Here is a 17,275-nt window from a genome sequence, read left to right on the forward strand (position 1 = left end):
TTGCGACGGGTGACGGCGATGGTGAAGCAGCACAATGGTTCGGTTGTTCCCGGCACCACGCGGGCGCCGCAGGTACGGGTATTGTCACAGGCAATCGCAGTGCTGCTGATGGCCGGCAGCGTCAGCGGCGGCGTCAGTGCACAGCAGGCCTTCAGTCCCGCCTGGTTTGCCGGCAAGGGCGCGCAGCAGCAGACCGCAGTGCAGACCGGCAGGCTTCCCAATGGCATGCCATCGAACCTGCAACGCAGCGACCAGCAGGCGCAGCAGGCACGCGATACGCTGAAGACATCGCTGGAGAACCTCAATACCGCCGCGCAGGCAATCGCCATGCAGCAGCGCCTGCAGCAGACCGCGCGCGATGCCGCACGCGCACGGCCAAGCCAGGTGCCGGACGGCCTCGGCGAAGGCGGACTGAAGATCGATGACGATGCACTGACCCGTGGTTGGCACAACGCCAACGCGGCAACCCAGAGTAGCAAGGATGGCGTCACCACGGTCAGCATCCAGCAGACCGCCGACAAGGCCATCCTCAATTGGGAAACCTTCAACGTTGGTCGCAACACCGTGGTGGACTTCGACCAGCAGGCGAGTTGGTCGCTGCTGAACCGCATCAACGACCCCAGCGGTCGTCCCTCGCAGATCCTGGGGCGTATCCAGGGCGAAGGCACGGTGATGCTGATCAACCGCAATGGCGTGGTGTTCGATGGCAGCAGCCAGGTCAATGTAAAGAACCTGGCCGCATCCGCAGTCAACATCAGCGATGCGCAGTTCGGCAAGGGCATCTACGGTGACGCGCAGGGCAACGGCTTCATTCCCACCTTCGCCAATGACCTGACCACTACCGCAAGCACCTTCAACCATACGGCTGCAACCGGCGATGTGATCGTTGAGCGCGGTGCGCAGCTCACTACCCACGTGCCTTCTTCGGTGACAGAAGGAGGGGGCTATGTCTTGCTGCTCGGTCGGCAAGTACACAACGACGGCCAGATCAGCACGGCCAACGGACAGACGATGTTGGCGGCGGGTGACGCCTTCGTGATCCGCAAGGGCATGGGCACCGAGCAGAACCAGACCTCGACGACGCGCGGCAACGTGGTCACCACGCTGCGCAAGCCAGTTACCGCGGGGATTGATGCGGCGGCTGCCGCCGGTGTCGTCAGCAACACGGGCCTGATCCAGGCAACCACCGGCGACATCACCCTGGCCGGCCATGATGTGCGCCAGGACGGCGCGCTGGTCGCGACCACGTCGGTGCACACCCGTGGCACCGTGCATCTGCAGACCGCCCGCGGTGACGCCGATGGCGACGTAACCCTGGGCCAGGGCAGCACCACCGCAGTGGTGCTGGACGATAGCGCCACCACCGCATTGGATGTGCAGCGCGAGACCCTGGTGCAGGAATCGGACAGGGCCGGGGACGGCATCCTGCACCGGCGCGACCAGTCGCTGGTGCAGATCGTCAGTGGCGGTGACGTGCGCTTCGAGGATGGCAGCCTCACCCTGGCGACCGGTGGCCAGGTCTTTGTCGATGCCGCTTCCACCGAAGTTGAACGCGGCGCACGCATCGATGTATCCGGCCACGTTGGCGTCAAGATCGCGATGGAAGCGAACAACGTCCAGATCAACGTGCAGGGCAACGAGCAGCGCGACGCATCGCTCAACCGCGATGACAAATCGCTCAACAGCAAGAACATCTGGTTGGATCGACGTGATCTGGTACTGGTGCCCGCCGGCACCAATGGTTATGAAACCGACCGTTGGTATACCGCAGGCGGCCTGCTGGAAGTGGGCGGCTACCTGGGCGTCACCGGCCACGGCATCGGCGAGTGGTCGGCGCAAGGCGGCACGGTGCAGTTCAATGGTGGCAGCGTGGTCACCCAGGCGGGTTCGCATATCAACCTGTCCGGCGGCACGCTCGACGTGCAGACCGGCTATATCCAGCAGACCCACCTCAAGGGTGCCGATGGCAAGTTGTACAGCGCCTCAAGCGCGCCCGGCGATCTGCTGTACACCGGGCTTTACCGTGGTTTCGAGGATGTGCATGCGCGTTGGGGCAACACCGAGTACTACTACAACCCGGTGATCGGCCCGGACAAGCGGCTGGAGAATGGTTATGTGGTCGGCCGCGATGCCGGCCGCGTGGTGGTGGCCACCCAGTCGGCGCAGCTTGAGGGCGGGATCGAAACCACCACCTTCCAGGGCGACCGGCAGACGCGCGAACGCGATGCGGTGCTGGATGGCTATCAGCAAGCACAGACCGCCGTTGCACGTGGTGGCCAACTGGTCATCGGCACCTACGACCCGTTCTACGACAAGGACACCGGCCAGCTACGCTTTGGTCCGGGCGCGGTTGTCGATGAAGTCTCGATTGGTTCGGGTGGTACTGCAGGAGAGGCCGGGCACATCACGCTGGATGCGGCCTGGCTCAATGCCCAGAAGTTCGCCGCGCTGGACATTCACGCGCTGGGCAGGGTGAGCGTGGATGAGGCGCTCACTGTCGCCGCTGGCGGCGGTATCGCGCTGCACGCAAGCGATGTCACGGTAAACGCTGATCTTACCGCCCGTAGCGGCAGCATCCGCCTGGGCAACATGCTGGTGCAGCACACGGCCAGTGGTGATCCCTGGCAGGATCGGCCGATCGGTGCGCTTGCCGCCGCCAGCTATGAGCGCAAGGTCGACATCGCCGATGGCGTGACGCTGGACGCGCGCGGGCTCTGGAACAACCAGTGGCAGGACCCGCAGTCCATCGCAGGGCTGCCTTTCATCAACGGTGGCGAGGTGATGCTGCGCAGCAGTGGCAGCGTCACCCTGGGCGAAGGCAGTCTGATCGACGTGTCCTCCGGTGCCGCGGTTGCGGTGGATGGCAGCGTCTCCGGTGGCAAGGGCGGCAGTGTCACGCTGGCGGCTGGCCAGTACCAGGGAAATGGTGTGCTTGCGCTCGATGGCGCCATCCGCGGCTACGGTGTCAAGGGCGGCGGTGCGCTCAACATCGAGCACGGCACGCTGGTAAGTATTGGCGGTGAATTGGCCAGTGCGATCGAGCAGCTGCCTGCGGGCGAGAAAAGCGATCTGCCGCTGCGCCTTGCCGCCGATGTGGTGCTGCAACCTGGCGAGGTCATTCCGGTCAGTTTCAGTGTCGTGCAGACGCGTGTGCTGGGTGGCCAGGCGATGCCGGCGACGCTGCGGCCCTCGGTGGACAGCATCAACACGGTGACCACGCAGGCGCCGTGGCTGCTGCCGGTGACGGTACAGCTGGCCAACGGCGGACCGGTGATGTACGCCGGGCAGACCGTGCCCGCAGGCACCACCTTGGCGACCATCACCGATCTGCCCGCAGGCTATGTCATCCCCGGCAACGTGTTTCCCACCGGCTTGCCGATCCCGCAGCAGACCTACAACTATGTCGCCGGTACCGTCACCGATCGCGTGCTGGTGATGCCCGACGGCACCCGCATTCCGCCGGGTACCTCGTGGCACCGTGACCTGCCGGTGCAGTCGTTCCTGGCCTTGGACAGCAAGTTGTTCCAGTCCGGCTTCAAGAGTTACAGCGTCAGCGGTCGCGATGGTGTGGTGGTGGTCGATGGTGCGCGTGTCGATGTGGCGATGCCGCTGTTGCAGGTCGACCGGGTGGCTGCCCGGGATCTGGCCAGCGGTGGCGATCCGGATGAGGCCTTGTCGCTGTGGCTGCCGCCGCTGCAGCAGGATCAGCCAGGCAAGGGCCTGGTCAGCCTGCGGCAGGGTGCGAGCCTCGCATTGACGGCAGGCACGGTACTGACCGCCGCCGACCTGTTGCTTGGCAAGGGTAGCCACATCGGTGTCGATCCGGGCCAGTCCATCACCCTGACCGCCAACGCCCAGATCACGCTGGAAGGCAGCCTTCAGGCCAATGGCGGTCGCATCTCGGTGTTGGGTGGTGACTTTGGCACCGGCAATGACGCCAACCTGCCGGCCGGCCTGCCTTCCGCGCGGTCGGTGTGGATCGGTGACAACGCCGTGCTGGATGTTTCCGGCAAGGCATTCACCGCGAACGATGACGCGGTTGGCCGCTATGGCCGTCTGCTTGACGGCGGCACCATCGAAATCGGTGCCAAGCACAATCTGGCATCGCAGAACATCGGCGCGATAAACGCCTTCGTCGTGGTCCGCGAAGGCGCACGACTGGACGCATCGGGTACGAAGGCTGTACTCGACCTGCCTGGCATGGGTGAGACAACGCTGGCCAGCCATGGTGGCGTGATTGCCTTGAGCTCGGACAATGGCCTGTTCATCGATGGCAGCTTGAACGCGGCCGCAGGTGGCGCCGGTGCCATGGGCGGCACGCTGGCGTTGAATCTGGAGACGCCCGTCTACGGGCCGGTGGATCGCTGGAGCTCCAAGGGCGAGCTGGTCGACGACGCCGTGCGTGTGCCGCGCGAGCTGGTGCTCGAACAGAACTACAGCGGCAGCGGGCTGGCCGCGGATGTCGGCGTGGGTGAGCTGGATGCCAGCCTGGCCTATGGTCATGCCCGCTATGGCGTGGATGCGATACGCGCGGGTGGTTTCGATACCGCTTCGCTATACGTCAATGGCCTGCTCAGCATGGATGGCGACATCGACCTGAGCATGCGTCAGGCCTTGTACCTGACGGCCAGCGCGATCGGCCTGTCCAGCAACGCGGCGCGCGACAGCCAGGTGCACCTGGCTGCGCCGTACCTGCGCATCGCAGGCGCGGCCCGTCGCCAGCGCGACAACACCTTGATGCCGAATCCGATCATCGGCTCCAGCAATGTTTCACCCGCCGCCGGGACCCTGGGCGTGCCGCTGGTGGCGGACGACGCCAGCTTGACCCTGGCCGGCAGCATGGTCGATATCGTCGGCATGCTGGGCTTCGGCAGCCGCGGCGAGATCAAACTCAACGCGGACACGCCGTTGGCCGTTGAACGCGATGCATTCGGCCAGGTGCGGATCCAGAGCGAGGGCGATCTGCGCTTGCAGCAGGCCAGCCTGTTCTCACCGGGCGACACCACTTTGGCGGCCGCGCAGATCTACGGCAGCGGCAATGTCAGCGTCGGCATGCACACCACATTGAATCAATGGGGGGTGCGTCAGATCGAGCTGGACCCGACCCGCGCGCTCACCATCGAGCGCATGGGCAGCGCACTGCCAGCGATGCCGTACAGCGTGTTCGGCACGATGGAGTTCAGTGCCGCGACCATCAACCAGGGAGGCGTACTGCGTGCCCCGCTGGGCAGCATCACGCTCGGCAGCAACAGCAATGGCTATACGAGCGTGGTCAACCTGCTGCCAGGCAGCATCACCTCGGTCAGCGCCAACGGTCTGTTGATGCCCTATGGCGGCACCGTCGACGGCCTGACCTACAACTACAACGGCATAGACGCCGATTACCGTGGCATCGGCTGGGAACCGAAGGTGGAGTTCAAGGCGCATGCGGTGAATGCGCAGGCGGGCGCGGTGCTGGACCTGTCCGGCGGTGGCGAACTTACCGGTGCGGCCTTCCTGTCCGGCCGCGGCGGTTCCACCGATGCGCGCTTCAATCCGCTGGTGCAGATGGGCGTTGATGGCTTCACCTTGCCGGGCCTGAAGACCAATCCGGTATACGCGATCGTGCCCGGCGTGCAGGCCGGATATGCACCGGTTGGCGCGGAGAAGGGCGCCGGCGATCCGGCCATCGGCCGGCAGATCACCATTGGCGCGGGTGTGCCCGGGCTGCCGGCTGGTACCTATACGCTGCTGCCGTCAACCTATGCCTTGCTGCCTGGCGCGTTCCGCGTCGAGCTCAACGGCCTGGCCAGCAGCGCGGCGGCCTTCGGGACGACGCAGGGCATGCGCAATGGCTCGTGGAGTACGTCGGCGCAGCTGGGTATCGCCAATACAGGCGTCGTGGATGCCCTGCCTACCCAGGCCATCCTGACTTCCGCCGATACGCTGCGCAGCTATTCGCAATACAACGAAACCAGCTATGCCAGCTTCGCCTTGCAGCAGGCCGCGCGCGAAGGCGCACCGCGGCCGCTGCTGGAACGCGACGCCAAGGCGGTGAACTTCGCCTTGATCAGCCCCAGCCAACCGGGTGCGGTGGATCAGCCTGCGCTGCAGTTCGATGCCACGGTGCTGGGTACGCCGGGCAAGGATGGCAATGGCACGGTTGCGCGCCTGTGGAGTGCGTCGAACTACGAAATCCTTGCCGACGGTGCGGCTGCCGCCGACGGCTACGACGGCGTTTCGGTGCATGCCAGTGAACTCAATGCGATTGCTGCCTCACGCCTGGAGATTGGCGGTCAGTTGAGGAGCACTTACCTGGACCCTGCCACCGGCTCACTGCAGTCGGCCAATGTCATCTCGATGTCGGCCAGTGGCAGCAACAGCATCGTGCTGCGTGAGGGCGCGCAACTGCAGGCCGCCGATGTGTTCCTGATGACCGGCCGCACCGCCGGTGGCATCACCCTGGAGCAGGGCTCGGGCATCAATACGCTTGGGCGCGGCGCATCGGGCTACGGCGCCGAGCAGGGCTATGTCTACCAGCCGGGCAGGAACTCGGTGCTGGCGGTATCCAACGCGCAGCTGGATCTGCTTGCACCGCAAGCGCCTGATTCCGACGGCAATGGTGCCGGCGCCATCGAGATCGGTGTCTGCGCTGTCAATGCGAGCTGCATCGGCGATACCCGACTCTATTCGGAAGGCACCATCGCCACCGCCACCGACAATCGCTTCGTGCTCGGCGACACGGTCCGTTACGGTACCCGCAACCTGACGTTGGCGGTGGGTGGCATCAATGTTGGCAGCGCCGAGGCCATTGCCGCAGCCAACGCGAATGGCACCCTGCCCGCGGGCATGACCCTCAACCAGGACGTGCTGGGTCGCCTGTTGCTGGGTGATGCCAGCACCGGCGCGCCGGCATTGGAAGCGCTGTCCTTGAAGGCGCGTGAGTCGGTCAATTTCTTTGGCGATGTCAGCCTGTCCACGTACGATGCAGTCACCGGCAAATCCGCCCTGCAGCGGCTGGTATTGGGCACGCCGGCCATCTATGGCTACGGCAATGCCGGTGATGTTGCGCGCATCCACACCGACACCTTGATCTGGAGCGGGGCACTGACTCCGGCAGGCAGCGTGGTTGCGGGTGGGCCGGGTACCGGCACGGGTCAGCTGGTGGTCGATGCACGCGACATCGTGCTTGGCTTCGGCCCCAAGTCTCAGCCCGATACCGTGCGTGCGCAGGATCGGCTGGCACTGGGTTTTGCCTCGGTGCACCTGAACGCAAGCGAGCGTGTGACCGCCAACAACAAGGGCACGTTGGCGGTATTCGAATCGCAGGGCGACTGGAACGCGACGACCAAGGCCTACGACCGCCAGGGCGGTGACCTGTTCATCAGCACGCCGCTGTTGACCGGCAGCGCGGGTTCGGTCAACAAGATCACAGCGGGCGGTGATATCCATGTAAGTGGCAATGGAAAACCGGTCACGCCGGACAACGCAACGCTGGCATCGGCGCTGGGCGCGGAGATTGCGCTGGACAGCCGCGACGGTGGCTTGGTGGTGGATACCGCAGTGCTGCTGCCCAGCGGCAAGCTGTCGCTGTCGGCGCAGCGGGATGTGACCTTGGCCGATGGCGCGCAGCTGGATCTGGCTGGTCGTCGCATCGACTTCTTCGATACCAGCAAGTACAGCTGGGGCGGCGATGTGGTGTTGGACAGCCGCGCGGGTGGTGTCACCCAGTCGGCAGGCGCGAAGGTCGACCTGTCGGCGTTGTTCAACCGCGGCGGCAAGCTGTCCGCATTCGCCGAACACGGCACCATCGGCCTATTCGGGCAGCTGCTGGGCAGCAGCAGCGGGCACTACGATGCGGGCGGCACCGAGGTTCCGTTCTCGGCCGGCCGTATCGACCTGCAGGGGCGCTTCATCGCGGACTTTGCCGGGCTCAATACCCGCCTCAATGCCAGTGGCGTCAGTGGCGGCCGCAGCTTCCGCATCGGCGAGGGTGACCTGAGCATCGGCGATGAGCTCAAGGCGCACGACATATCGGTGGCGCTTGACCACGGTCAGCTGATCGTCAACGGCACCATCGATGCCAGTGGCGAGCAGGCCGGCAGCATCCGTCTGGCTGCTTCCAACGGGGTCACGGTGGGTGGCACCGCCGTGCTGGATGCCAGTGCCGACGTGCTGCGCAAGGACAGCTATGGCAAAGCGATCGACGCCCCCAACCGGGCGGTGATCGAGATCGATTCGGGCAAGGGTGTGTTGGCACTGCACAGCGGTGCGCGCATGGACCTGCGCGTGGCCGGGAGCAACAGCAACTTCGGTAGCGTGGCGCTGAATGCGCCACGGCTTGGAGGCAACGATGTAGCCATCGATGCTGCCGGGACCATTGCCATCGACGGTGCCAAGTCCATCCACCTCAACGCTTTCATCACCGATGCGAGTGCCGCGCTGGGTAGCGAGGCCACCACCGACGGCAAGAGTTACCAGGTCATCGACCAGGCCTATCTGGATCGTCTGGATGGCCAGAGCCGGACCTTCATCAATGCCGCGTTGAACAATGCCGACCTGATGGATCGCAAGTTGGCCGGCCTGCGCACGCTCGGGCAGCAGTTCCATCTGCGGCCGGGTGTGGAAGTGGTGGCGGACACCTCGATCAACGCCGATGGCAATCTGCACGTCGATGGCGATATCGACCTGTCGGGTCATCGCTACGCCAGCGTCAATCCGAACAACCAGCAGAGCCTGACCCGTGGTTCCGGCGAAGCCGGCTCGCTGCTGATCCGTGCGCAGGGTGATCTGGACGTATTTGGCAGCATCAGTGATGGCTTCGACGGCAGCGTGCTGGGCAGCACCCTGGATGACAGTGGTTGGTACCTGACTGCTGGCCGCCAGCTGTTTGGTTCGGATGTGGTGGTACCGCATGGCGGGTTGGTAACCCTGGCCACCGGCACCGGATTCAACTCCGGCAAGGTGCTCAACTACGACCTGCCGATTGCCGCCATGCAGATGGCTGCCGGTACGCAGTTGCCTGCGGCGGCCACGCTGGCGTTGCCATTGGCATTGGCCAAGGGCACGGTGCTGAGTGCAGCGGTGCACGACGCCTCCGGCGCACTGCTGTTCGCCGCTGGCGCGGTGCTGGCCGATGCGATCACCCTGCCACAGGGCACGCGCCTGTCCGCTGGCCTGCGCCTGCCCTTGGCCGCTCGCATCGATGCGATGACCTGGCCGGCCGGGGTGGCGTTGCCGGCACCGCCGGTTGGCGACCTCGTCACCCTCGCTGCCGACCTTGCGTTGGCCAAGGGCGCCTTCATTCCCAGCGATACCGATGTGAAGTTGCCCGGTGGCGCCAAGACCGTCGACCTGCGCCCGGCCGATGCCGATGGCAACCATGGGCGGATCTGGGCAGTGGCGCCGATGCTGCAGTCCGGCTCGCAGTCCTGGGATATCAGCCTGGTTGCAGGCGCCGATACAACCGCCGTCGATCGTCTCACCGTGATGCGTTCGAGCAAGGGTGATCTGCGCTTCTCCGACGTGCATTACGGGCAGGGTGGGGTGGTGGTCGAGGTGCCCGGCACCGGCTCGCCTGCCACCTACCTGTGGGACGACGTTGCCGGGTTCGAACGTCTGGTGATGGATTTCTTCGGCGAGTACCTGCTCAGTTTCATGCCCGTGTCGGGCACGTCGATCACCGCTGACCAAGCGGCCGAGCTGCAGGCATATGGTTTCTTCAGCGCTGATGTCAGTGAGCTCGACAGTTACGGTTACGGCCAGCTGACCGCGATCGATACGCCGGCCACGCCGCCGGACACGATGTTCAGCATTGAGCCTGGCCGCCAACAGATCGCCAGCGTGGTGCGTACCGGCACCGGCGACCTGCGCCTGGTGTCTGCCAGCGACATCGCTACCACCTCGCTGTTTGGCATCTACACCGCCGGCACGCAATCGGCCTCGTTGGCGGCGGGTGCCGCCAGCGATCCCTACAACCTGCCGCGTGACAGGCCAACGAGCGATGCAGGCGTTGCTGGCACGGTGCTGGGTGCACAGGGCAGCGCGTTTGAACACCTGGTCGACGGCGGCAGCCAGAGCCTGTACCAGGCCTGGTATCCCGAAGCGGGCGGCAACCTGTTGCTGCGTGCCGGCGGTGACATCAGTGGCGACAGCCTCGGCCGCCCTTCCTCAACCCTGCGTTACGAAACCCTGGGTGTGGCCACCCCGGGCTTGCTGCCGACGGCGTCGCTCGGCAACTGGCTGTGGCGCCAGGGCAGCGGCAGCGTGCAGCGGGGTGCCGACGGCGTGCCCACCGCGTGGTGGATCAACTTCGGCACCTATGTGCGGCCCACCGACGGGCCCAACTACTACAACAACTACGTAGGCATGCCACGCCAGGTCGGCTTCACCGGCTTCGGCACGCTGGGTGGTGGCAACCTGGTGCTGGAAGCCGCTGGCGACGCCGGCATGCTGCAAGGGCGCGGCGATGTTGGTTCGTACTTCCTGATGCGCAGCAGCGGCGTGAATCTGGCGGTGGCCAGCACCGGCCGTGTTACTGCCAATGGGGAGCTGGTGCAGACCGGTGGCGGTGATCTGGATATCCGCATCGGCGGTGGCCTCAATGCGGATCCGGCGCTACGTGTGTTCAGTGGCGGCAACACCGTGCCGGTCGCCAACGTGCTCAGCAGCGGCAACGCGCACCGGCTGGAACTCAATGGCAGCTTCACCAACCTGCGCGGTGCGTTGCGGCTGGAGTCGGGCGCGGTAGGCGGTGTCGAGCTGCGTTACGGCGGCAAGGATGCCAAGGAATCGCGTGTCTACGACGTCTTCCAATCCACGGTGGGCATCGGTAGCGGCGGTCCGGTGCTGGTGCTGGGCGATGCGGGCGCGCGTCTGGATGCACGCGGCGACCTGGTGCTGGGCAGCGTGGTCGACCCCGGGCGGGTGCCGCAGGTCAATGGGGGGACGCCGTTCAAGGCGAATGGCCAGGCCTACAGTGATGGTGGCTGGAGCTGGTTCTCGCTGTGGACGCCATCAACAGCGGTGGACCTGCTCGCCGCAGGTGGCAATCTCACCCCGACGCTGGCGATGAATGATCCGGCCGTGCGTACCGATGCGCAGGCCACTGATGGTGATCACGTGTATCCCTCGGTGCTGCGTGCGGCAGCGGCCAGCGGCAGCATCTTCTATGGCAAGGCGCGGACGTCGCCCATCGTGGGCACCAACAACGAGCGTTTCGTGGCAGGTGTGGTGTTGGCACCTTCACCGGTGGCCGATCAGTTCGTGGTGCAGGGCACGGGCCAACTGGAGCTGCTGGCGGCAGATTCGATCTATTCAAACGGCACCGCGTTCTCGACCTCCGGTGCTGATCCGACCGCACTGTCCAATCCGTGGAATCCGGGCTTCATTGGACAGGGGCCGAAGCTATGGTACGGGCGCCAGTTCCTGCATAACGTCAGCGCCAACGCGTTGGCTCCAAGCGTGCTGCTGGACGCGACCGATCCGCACGCCAGCGCCCAGGTGTATCCGTTGTTCACCTTCACCGCGCCTACCGCCTCCGGTCACGTCTATGTGGGTCAGACACCTTCGCGCTACTACGCGGTAAGCGGTGACCTGGTTGGCTTGCGCATGGGCAGCATCGTGACGGGGGTCAACTGGTACGACGGCGGCGGCGCGGTAGCACTGCGCGCCGGGCGTGACATCGTGAACTCCGGCACGCCATTGGGCGCTTACGACAACCAGAGCCCGTTTTTCGGCAATACAACGGGAGCGCTGGGTTGGTTGGGCCAGACCAATGGCAATGATCCATCTGCGCCGCAGCGGCCCATAGCTGCCACCAACGCGACCGCACGCGGTAACCTCATCGTGCATACCAGTGCCGATGACGTCTCGGTGGTGCAGGCCGGGCGGGATATCCGTTTCAGCACGTTCTACATCGCCGGCCCCGGTCTGCTAGACATCAGCGCCGGTCGTGATGTGTACATGGCGGACAAGGGCGAGCTGCGCAGTCTCGGGCCGGTGGTCAACGTGGTTCCGGGCGACCGCAGCAGCGGTGCCGGTATTTCGGTGGCCGCTGGCATGGGCAAGCACGGCGCCGACTGGTCGGCCTTCGCGGCACGTTATCTGGATGCGGCCAATCTTGCCGATCCGGGCGCGCCGCTGGCAGATCAGCAGGGCAAGGTGGTACGTGTCTATGGCGGAGCGGTCAGCCTGGCGCAATGGCTGCGGGCCGAGTTTGGCTATTCGGGTGATGAAGCCGGTGCCGAACGCTTCCTGGCAGACAAGCAACTGGAGCTGGACCAGACCCGCACCACCGCGCTGGCCAATGGTGGTACTGCAGCCAATCGCAGCCTGGCCCGCGAATACAAGCTGGAAAGCCAACTGCACCTGGTCAATTGGCTGAGTGCGCGCTTTGGCGGTGCCAATGGACGCGGTCTGCACTTCGATGCGGCCACGATGGATGCGCGTACTTTCTTCGCAGCCTTGCCGGTGGAGCAGCAGAGCGCTTTCCTGCGCAATGTCTACTACGCCGAACTCAAGGCCGCCGGTCGCGAGTACAACGATGCGGACGGCGCTCGCCAGGGCAGCTATCTGCGCGGCCGCGAGGCTATTGCCACGCTGCTGCCGTCCAAGGACGCACAAGGCAGGGACATCGCCTACGAAGGTGACCTCACCATGTACAGCAGCGCGCTGTACTTCGACCAGAACGTTGACAGCGTGGCACGCCGTCGGCCGCTGCTTGGCAAAACCTACCTGACCGAGGCCGAGTGGATCGCCGCAGGAAAGCCCAGCTACGACGTGCCGTACTACACCGTGAACGACGCAGGTATCCACACCGACTTTGGCGGTGACATCAGCTTGATGGTGCCGGGTGGGCGCGCCCTGGTCGGTGTCGATGGTGGCTTCAGCCCAGGCGCGGGCTCCGGCGTGCTGACCCAGGGCGAGGGCGATATCAACATCTACTCGCGTGACAGCCTGCTGTTGGGCCAGAGCCGCATCTTCACCACCTTCGGCGGCAACATCCTTGCGTGGTCGGCAGAGGGTGACATCAATGCCGGTCGTGGCAGCAAGACCACGGTTGTCTATACACCACAGCGCCGTGTCTATGACGCGATGGGCAATGTCGCGCTGTCGCCGAACACGCCAAACACCGGTGCCGGCATCGCCACGCTCAATCCGATCTCCGAGGTTCCGCCGGGCGACATCGACCTGATCGCGCCGCTGGGCACCATCGACGCCGGTGAAGCGGGCATCCGCGTGTCGGGCAACGTAAACCTGGCCGCGCTGCAGGTGCTGAATGCCGACAACATCCAGGTGCAGGGCGAAGCGGTAGGCATCCCGGTGATCGCCGCGGTCAACGTCAGCGCATTGACCTCGGCCAGCGCCGCGGCCAACAGCGCGGTGCAGGCAGCGCAGGACATGGTCAAGCGGCAGACGCAGCAGACCCGGCCGTCGACGATCAGCGTGCAGGTGCTTGGCTTCGGCAACGAAACCAGCAGCGTGGCACCGCCGAAGCGCGAAGACGGTTACGACCCCAACAGCGTGGTGCAGGTGGTCGGCATGGGCAGCTTGAGCAGCGAGCAGCGCGCCCGTCTCGAACCGTCGACGACGAAGCGGCAGTGATGTGCATGCCCGCGCTCCGCGCGGCCAACGTGCGTGGTCGTGACCACGCACGTCTGGCCACATGCAATTGCCTTGCAGGTGCAATACGGCTGTTACCGCTGATGCACACACTTTCCGCATACGCAGCGCCCGCACGTGGCGTCGGCCGATGTACGCACCGGGGATCCGCTGCATCGGCATCACTTTCCGCATCGAGAAGCCACTGATGTCTTCAAATTTTCCGGCGCTGGCTTGGGCGCCGCTACCGTTCTTCCTGTTGTGTGTGATTCCACAGGCCAGCGCGCAGAGTGCAGCCGCGACCACGGTGGACCCCGCGCCTGCTGCACCGGGTGTGGAACAGGCCGCAGCCGCCCGCGTCACCATCAACGAATACCTGGTGCGCGGCAATACCGTGCTGCAGGCGCGTGATATCGAAAAGGCGGTGACTGCCTATCTCGGCCCCGGCCGCACCATGAAGGATGTGGAAGCGGCGCGCGATGCCTTGCAGCAGGCCTACCAGGGCAAAGGCTACCAATCGGTCTATGTGGATCTGCCCGAGCAGCAGGTTACCGGCGGCGTGGTGATACTGCAGGTCACCGAGACCCGCATTGGCCAGGTCAAGGTAGTCGGTGCCGAGCACAATGACCCGCAGCGCCTGGCCGCCCGCGTGCCGGCCCTGCAGGCCGGTGCTGTTCCGGATTTCGAGCGTGCGCAGTCGCAGCTGACCGAGCTCAACCGCAGCGGCAAGCGCCAGGTGGTGCCGCTGGTCAAGCAGGGTGCCGCCGACGGCACCATGGACGTGGAGCTCAAGGTCGACGACAAATCGCCGTGGCGCTACAGCGCGACGGTGAACAACGATCACAGCGTCGATACCGAGCCGCTGCGCAGCATCCTGACCGTCGGCCACGACAACCTGTGGCAGCGTGAGCACACTGCATCGCTGACGTTCTTTGCTGCGCCGCAGGATCTGGATCAGGCAAATGTATGGTCCGCTGCCTACGGCATGCCGCTCGGCAGCCCGGACTGGATGCTGGAGTTCAACGGCTACCGCTCGGACAGCAACGTGGTCTCCACTGGGCAGACGAATGTCACCGGCAAGGGCCATGCGCTTGGCGTCAAGCTCAGCCATACCTTGCCGATGACCGGGGCATGGTGGCACCAGCTCTCGGCCGGAATCGACTTCAAGGACCTGGACGAGTCCGTGGCGATGGTTGGCCAGGCATCGAACTTCGCGCCGCTGAAGTACGCACCGTTGACGCTGGCCTATAGCGGCTTCCGCCAGGGTGACAAGCATCAGCTCAACGTCGGCCTGCAGGCGGTGTTCGGTGCACGCAGCATGTTCGGCTATGGCAGCAGCGATGACGAGTTCGACTGGAAGCGGGCCTATGCAGATCCCAGCTTCTTTGCCCTCAAGCTCGAGCTGAGTGACACCTATACGCTGGAGAGCGGCGCGCAGTGGTATGCGCGGTTGTCGGCACAGATGACCGACCAGCCGCTGGTGTCCGGCGAGCAGTTCGCCGCTGGCGGCATGTTCACTACCCGCGGTTACCGCTCGGCCGAAGGTATCGGCGACTACGGCGCGCTGGCGACGCTGGAATGGCGTACGCGGCCATTGGGCCTGTGGGGCCTGCAGGACTGGCGTTTCTATGGCTTCGTTGATGGCGCCTGGCTGGGCTTGCGCCAACCCTTGCCCGAACAGGCCGACAGCGCCTCGATGAGTGCCGTCGGCGTAGGCAGCAGCCTGCGCATCGGCCAGCACTACAACCTCCGCTTCGATTACGGCCGCACGCTCAGCGACGGCCCCACCACGACCAAGGACGCCAACCGGCTGCATCTCAGCGTCGGCGCCAGTTACTGATCCCGACATTCCACGACTTTCCGGAGATACCTTCAATGCAACGCTTCATTGCCCTGTTGTTGTTCTGCCTGAGCATGTCCATGCTCAACGTCGCGCATGCCGAAACCACCTGGTGGCAGGCCGACTGGAAGTACCGCAAGCCGATCACCGTGGATGCGAGCCCGAACGGTGCTGCGCTGGGCGGAAATCTTGGCCGCACGCCCGTGCTGATTCGCCTGCATACCGGCAACTTCGCCTTCGACGGTGTTGCTCCCGAGGGCAAGGACCTGCGCTTCATTGGCGCCGATGGCCACACCGTGCTCAATCACCAGGTCGAGCAGTACGACGCGGACCTTGGAATGGCGTTGATCTGGGTCGACGTGCCGACGATCAGCGGTACCGCCGCGCAGACGCTGTGGATGTACTACGGCAACCCGGGCGCACCGGCTGCAGGCAATGGCCAGCGCGTGTTCGATCCGGACTACAGCGCGGTCTATCACTTTGCTGACAGCGCTGCCGAGGCGCGTGATACCACCGCATACGTGAACACCTTGAGTGGCGAGTTCAAGCCGGCCGATGGCGCCATCATCGGTCGTGGCGCGCAACTTGGTGGAGCGCCGCTGCACCTGCCGGGTGCGCCGTCGCTGGCCATTGCCACCGGCGGCGCAATGACCTTCTCGGCCTGGGTCAAGCCGGACCAGCTCGGCCCGGACCAGGCCATCTATGCGCGCCGCGAAGGCGGCAATGTAGTGCTGGTGGGCGTGGACAACGGCGTGCCGTATGTGCGGGTGAACCAGCAGCGCAGCCAGCCGGTGCCGGCACTGGTGAATGGTCAATGGGCGCATATCGCGGTGACCGCCGCCGATGGCGTGGTGACCCTGTACGTCGGCGGTCGCGAGGCGGTGCGGATGGAAGCAACCTTGCCAGCTTTTGCCGGTGAAGCGCTGCTCGGTGGCGACGCCGCTGTTGCTGACGCGCTCGGCGACGCCGCTGCCATCCCCGCCGCGCAGCCGTTCACTGGCGTGGTCGATGAAGTGCGCGTGTCCAAGCTCGCACGCCCGGCAACGATGTTGCTGGCTGATGCCACTGCGCAGGGCGCCGAGTCGCGTTTGATCGCCTTTGGTGAGGACGAGCAGTCGGCTGGCGTCAGTCACTTCGGCTTCATCCTCAAGGCGATGCCTGTCGATGCCTGGGTGGTGGTGATCGTGCTCGGCCTGATGCTGCTGCTGTCGTGGGCGATCATGATCGCCAAGAGCCGCTACTTCGGCACCGTGGCCAAGGCCAACGAGAGCTTTACTTCGCAGTACAAGAAGGTGACGGGTGCGCCGGTCGCCTCGCTGCAGGAACTGGAACGCACCGGCACGCTTGCGCCGGAGATCCGCGAAAGCTCCACGCTGTGGCGCCTGTACCGCATCGCCATGGACGAAATGGACGGTCGCGGCTCACATCATCACGGTTTGACCGCTGCTGCGATCACCTCCATCCGCGCATCGATGGATGCCGAAGTGACGCGTGAGACCGAGCGCATGTCCAAGCGCATGAACTGGCTGTCGACCACGATCGAAGGTGCGCCTTACATCGGCCTGTTCGGCACCGTCATCGGCATCATGCTGGTGTTCGCGGTGGCTGCCATGGCGGGTGCGGTTGACATCAACTCGGTGGCACCGGGCATGGCCGCGGCGCTGCTGTGTACCGCAGCCGGCCTCGGTGTCGCCATCCCCGCCCTGTTTGGCTACAACTGGCTTGCCTCACGCGCTGAAGCCATTGCCGCCGACATGTCGGTATTCGTTGACGAGTTCACCGCACGCCTGGCCGAAGAGTTCGACCGCAGCACGCCGGCGACCGCGGCACGTCCGGTCCAGGCCTGAGGAGATC

At 65.2% G+C, this 17,275-nt stretch carries 3 protein-coding genes; all 3 read left to right on the forward strand.

The genetic code is table 11. From position 1 onward, the window contains the following. The first annotated feature begins 18 nt into the window (after positions 1 to 18). Positions 19 to 13,584, forward strand: a complete 13,566-nt coding sequence (locus AC13FW_RS00635) for a filamentous haemagglutinin family protein (RefSeq protein ID WP_482987838.1) — start codon at positions 19 to 21, stop codon at positions 13,582 to 13,584. 205 nt (positions 13,585 to 13,789) lie between these two features. Then, the gene (locus tag AC13FW_RS00640) at positions 13,790 to 15,421 is read left to right on the forward strand and encodes a ShlB/FhaC/HecB family hemolysin secretion/activation protein (RefSeq protein WP_482987839.1); all 1,632 of its coding nucleotides are present in this window, start codon (positions 13,790 to 13,792) and stop codon (positions 15,419 to 15,421) included. A 35-nt stretch (positions 15,422 to 15,456) separates the two neighbouring features. Next, positions 15,457 to 17,268: a DUF2341 domain-containing protein gene (locus AC13FW_RS00645; protein WP_482987840.1), complete on the forward strand. Its 1,812-nt coding sequence runs from the start codon at positions 15,457 to 15,459 to the stop codon at positions 17,266 to 17,268. Positions 17,269 to 17,275 lie beyond the last annotated feature (7 nt).

The sequence above is a fragment of the Stenotrophomonas sp. 21LCFQ19 genome (assembly GCF_056861425.1).

Excerpts from the sequence above, each read along its gene's own strand:
- AC13FW_RS00635 (WP_482987838.1), top strand. The coding sequence starts at position 19 with ATGGTGAAGCAGCACAATGGTTCGGTTGTTCCCGGCACCACGCGGGCG.
- AC13FW_RS00640 (WP_482987839.1), top strand. The coding sequence starts at position 13,790 with ATGTCTTCAAATTTTCCGGCGCTGGCTTGGGCGCCGCTACCGTTCTTC.
- AC13FW_RS00645 (WP_482987840.1), top strand. The coding sequence starts at position 15,457 with ATGCAACGCTTCATTGCCCTGTTGTTGTTCTGCCTGAGCATGTCCATG.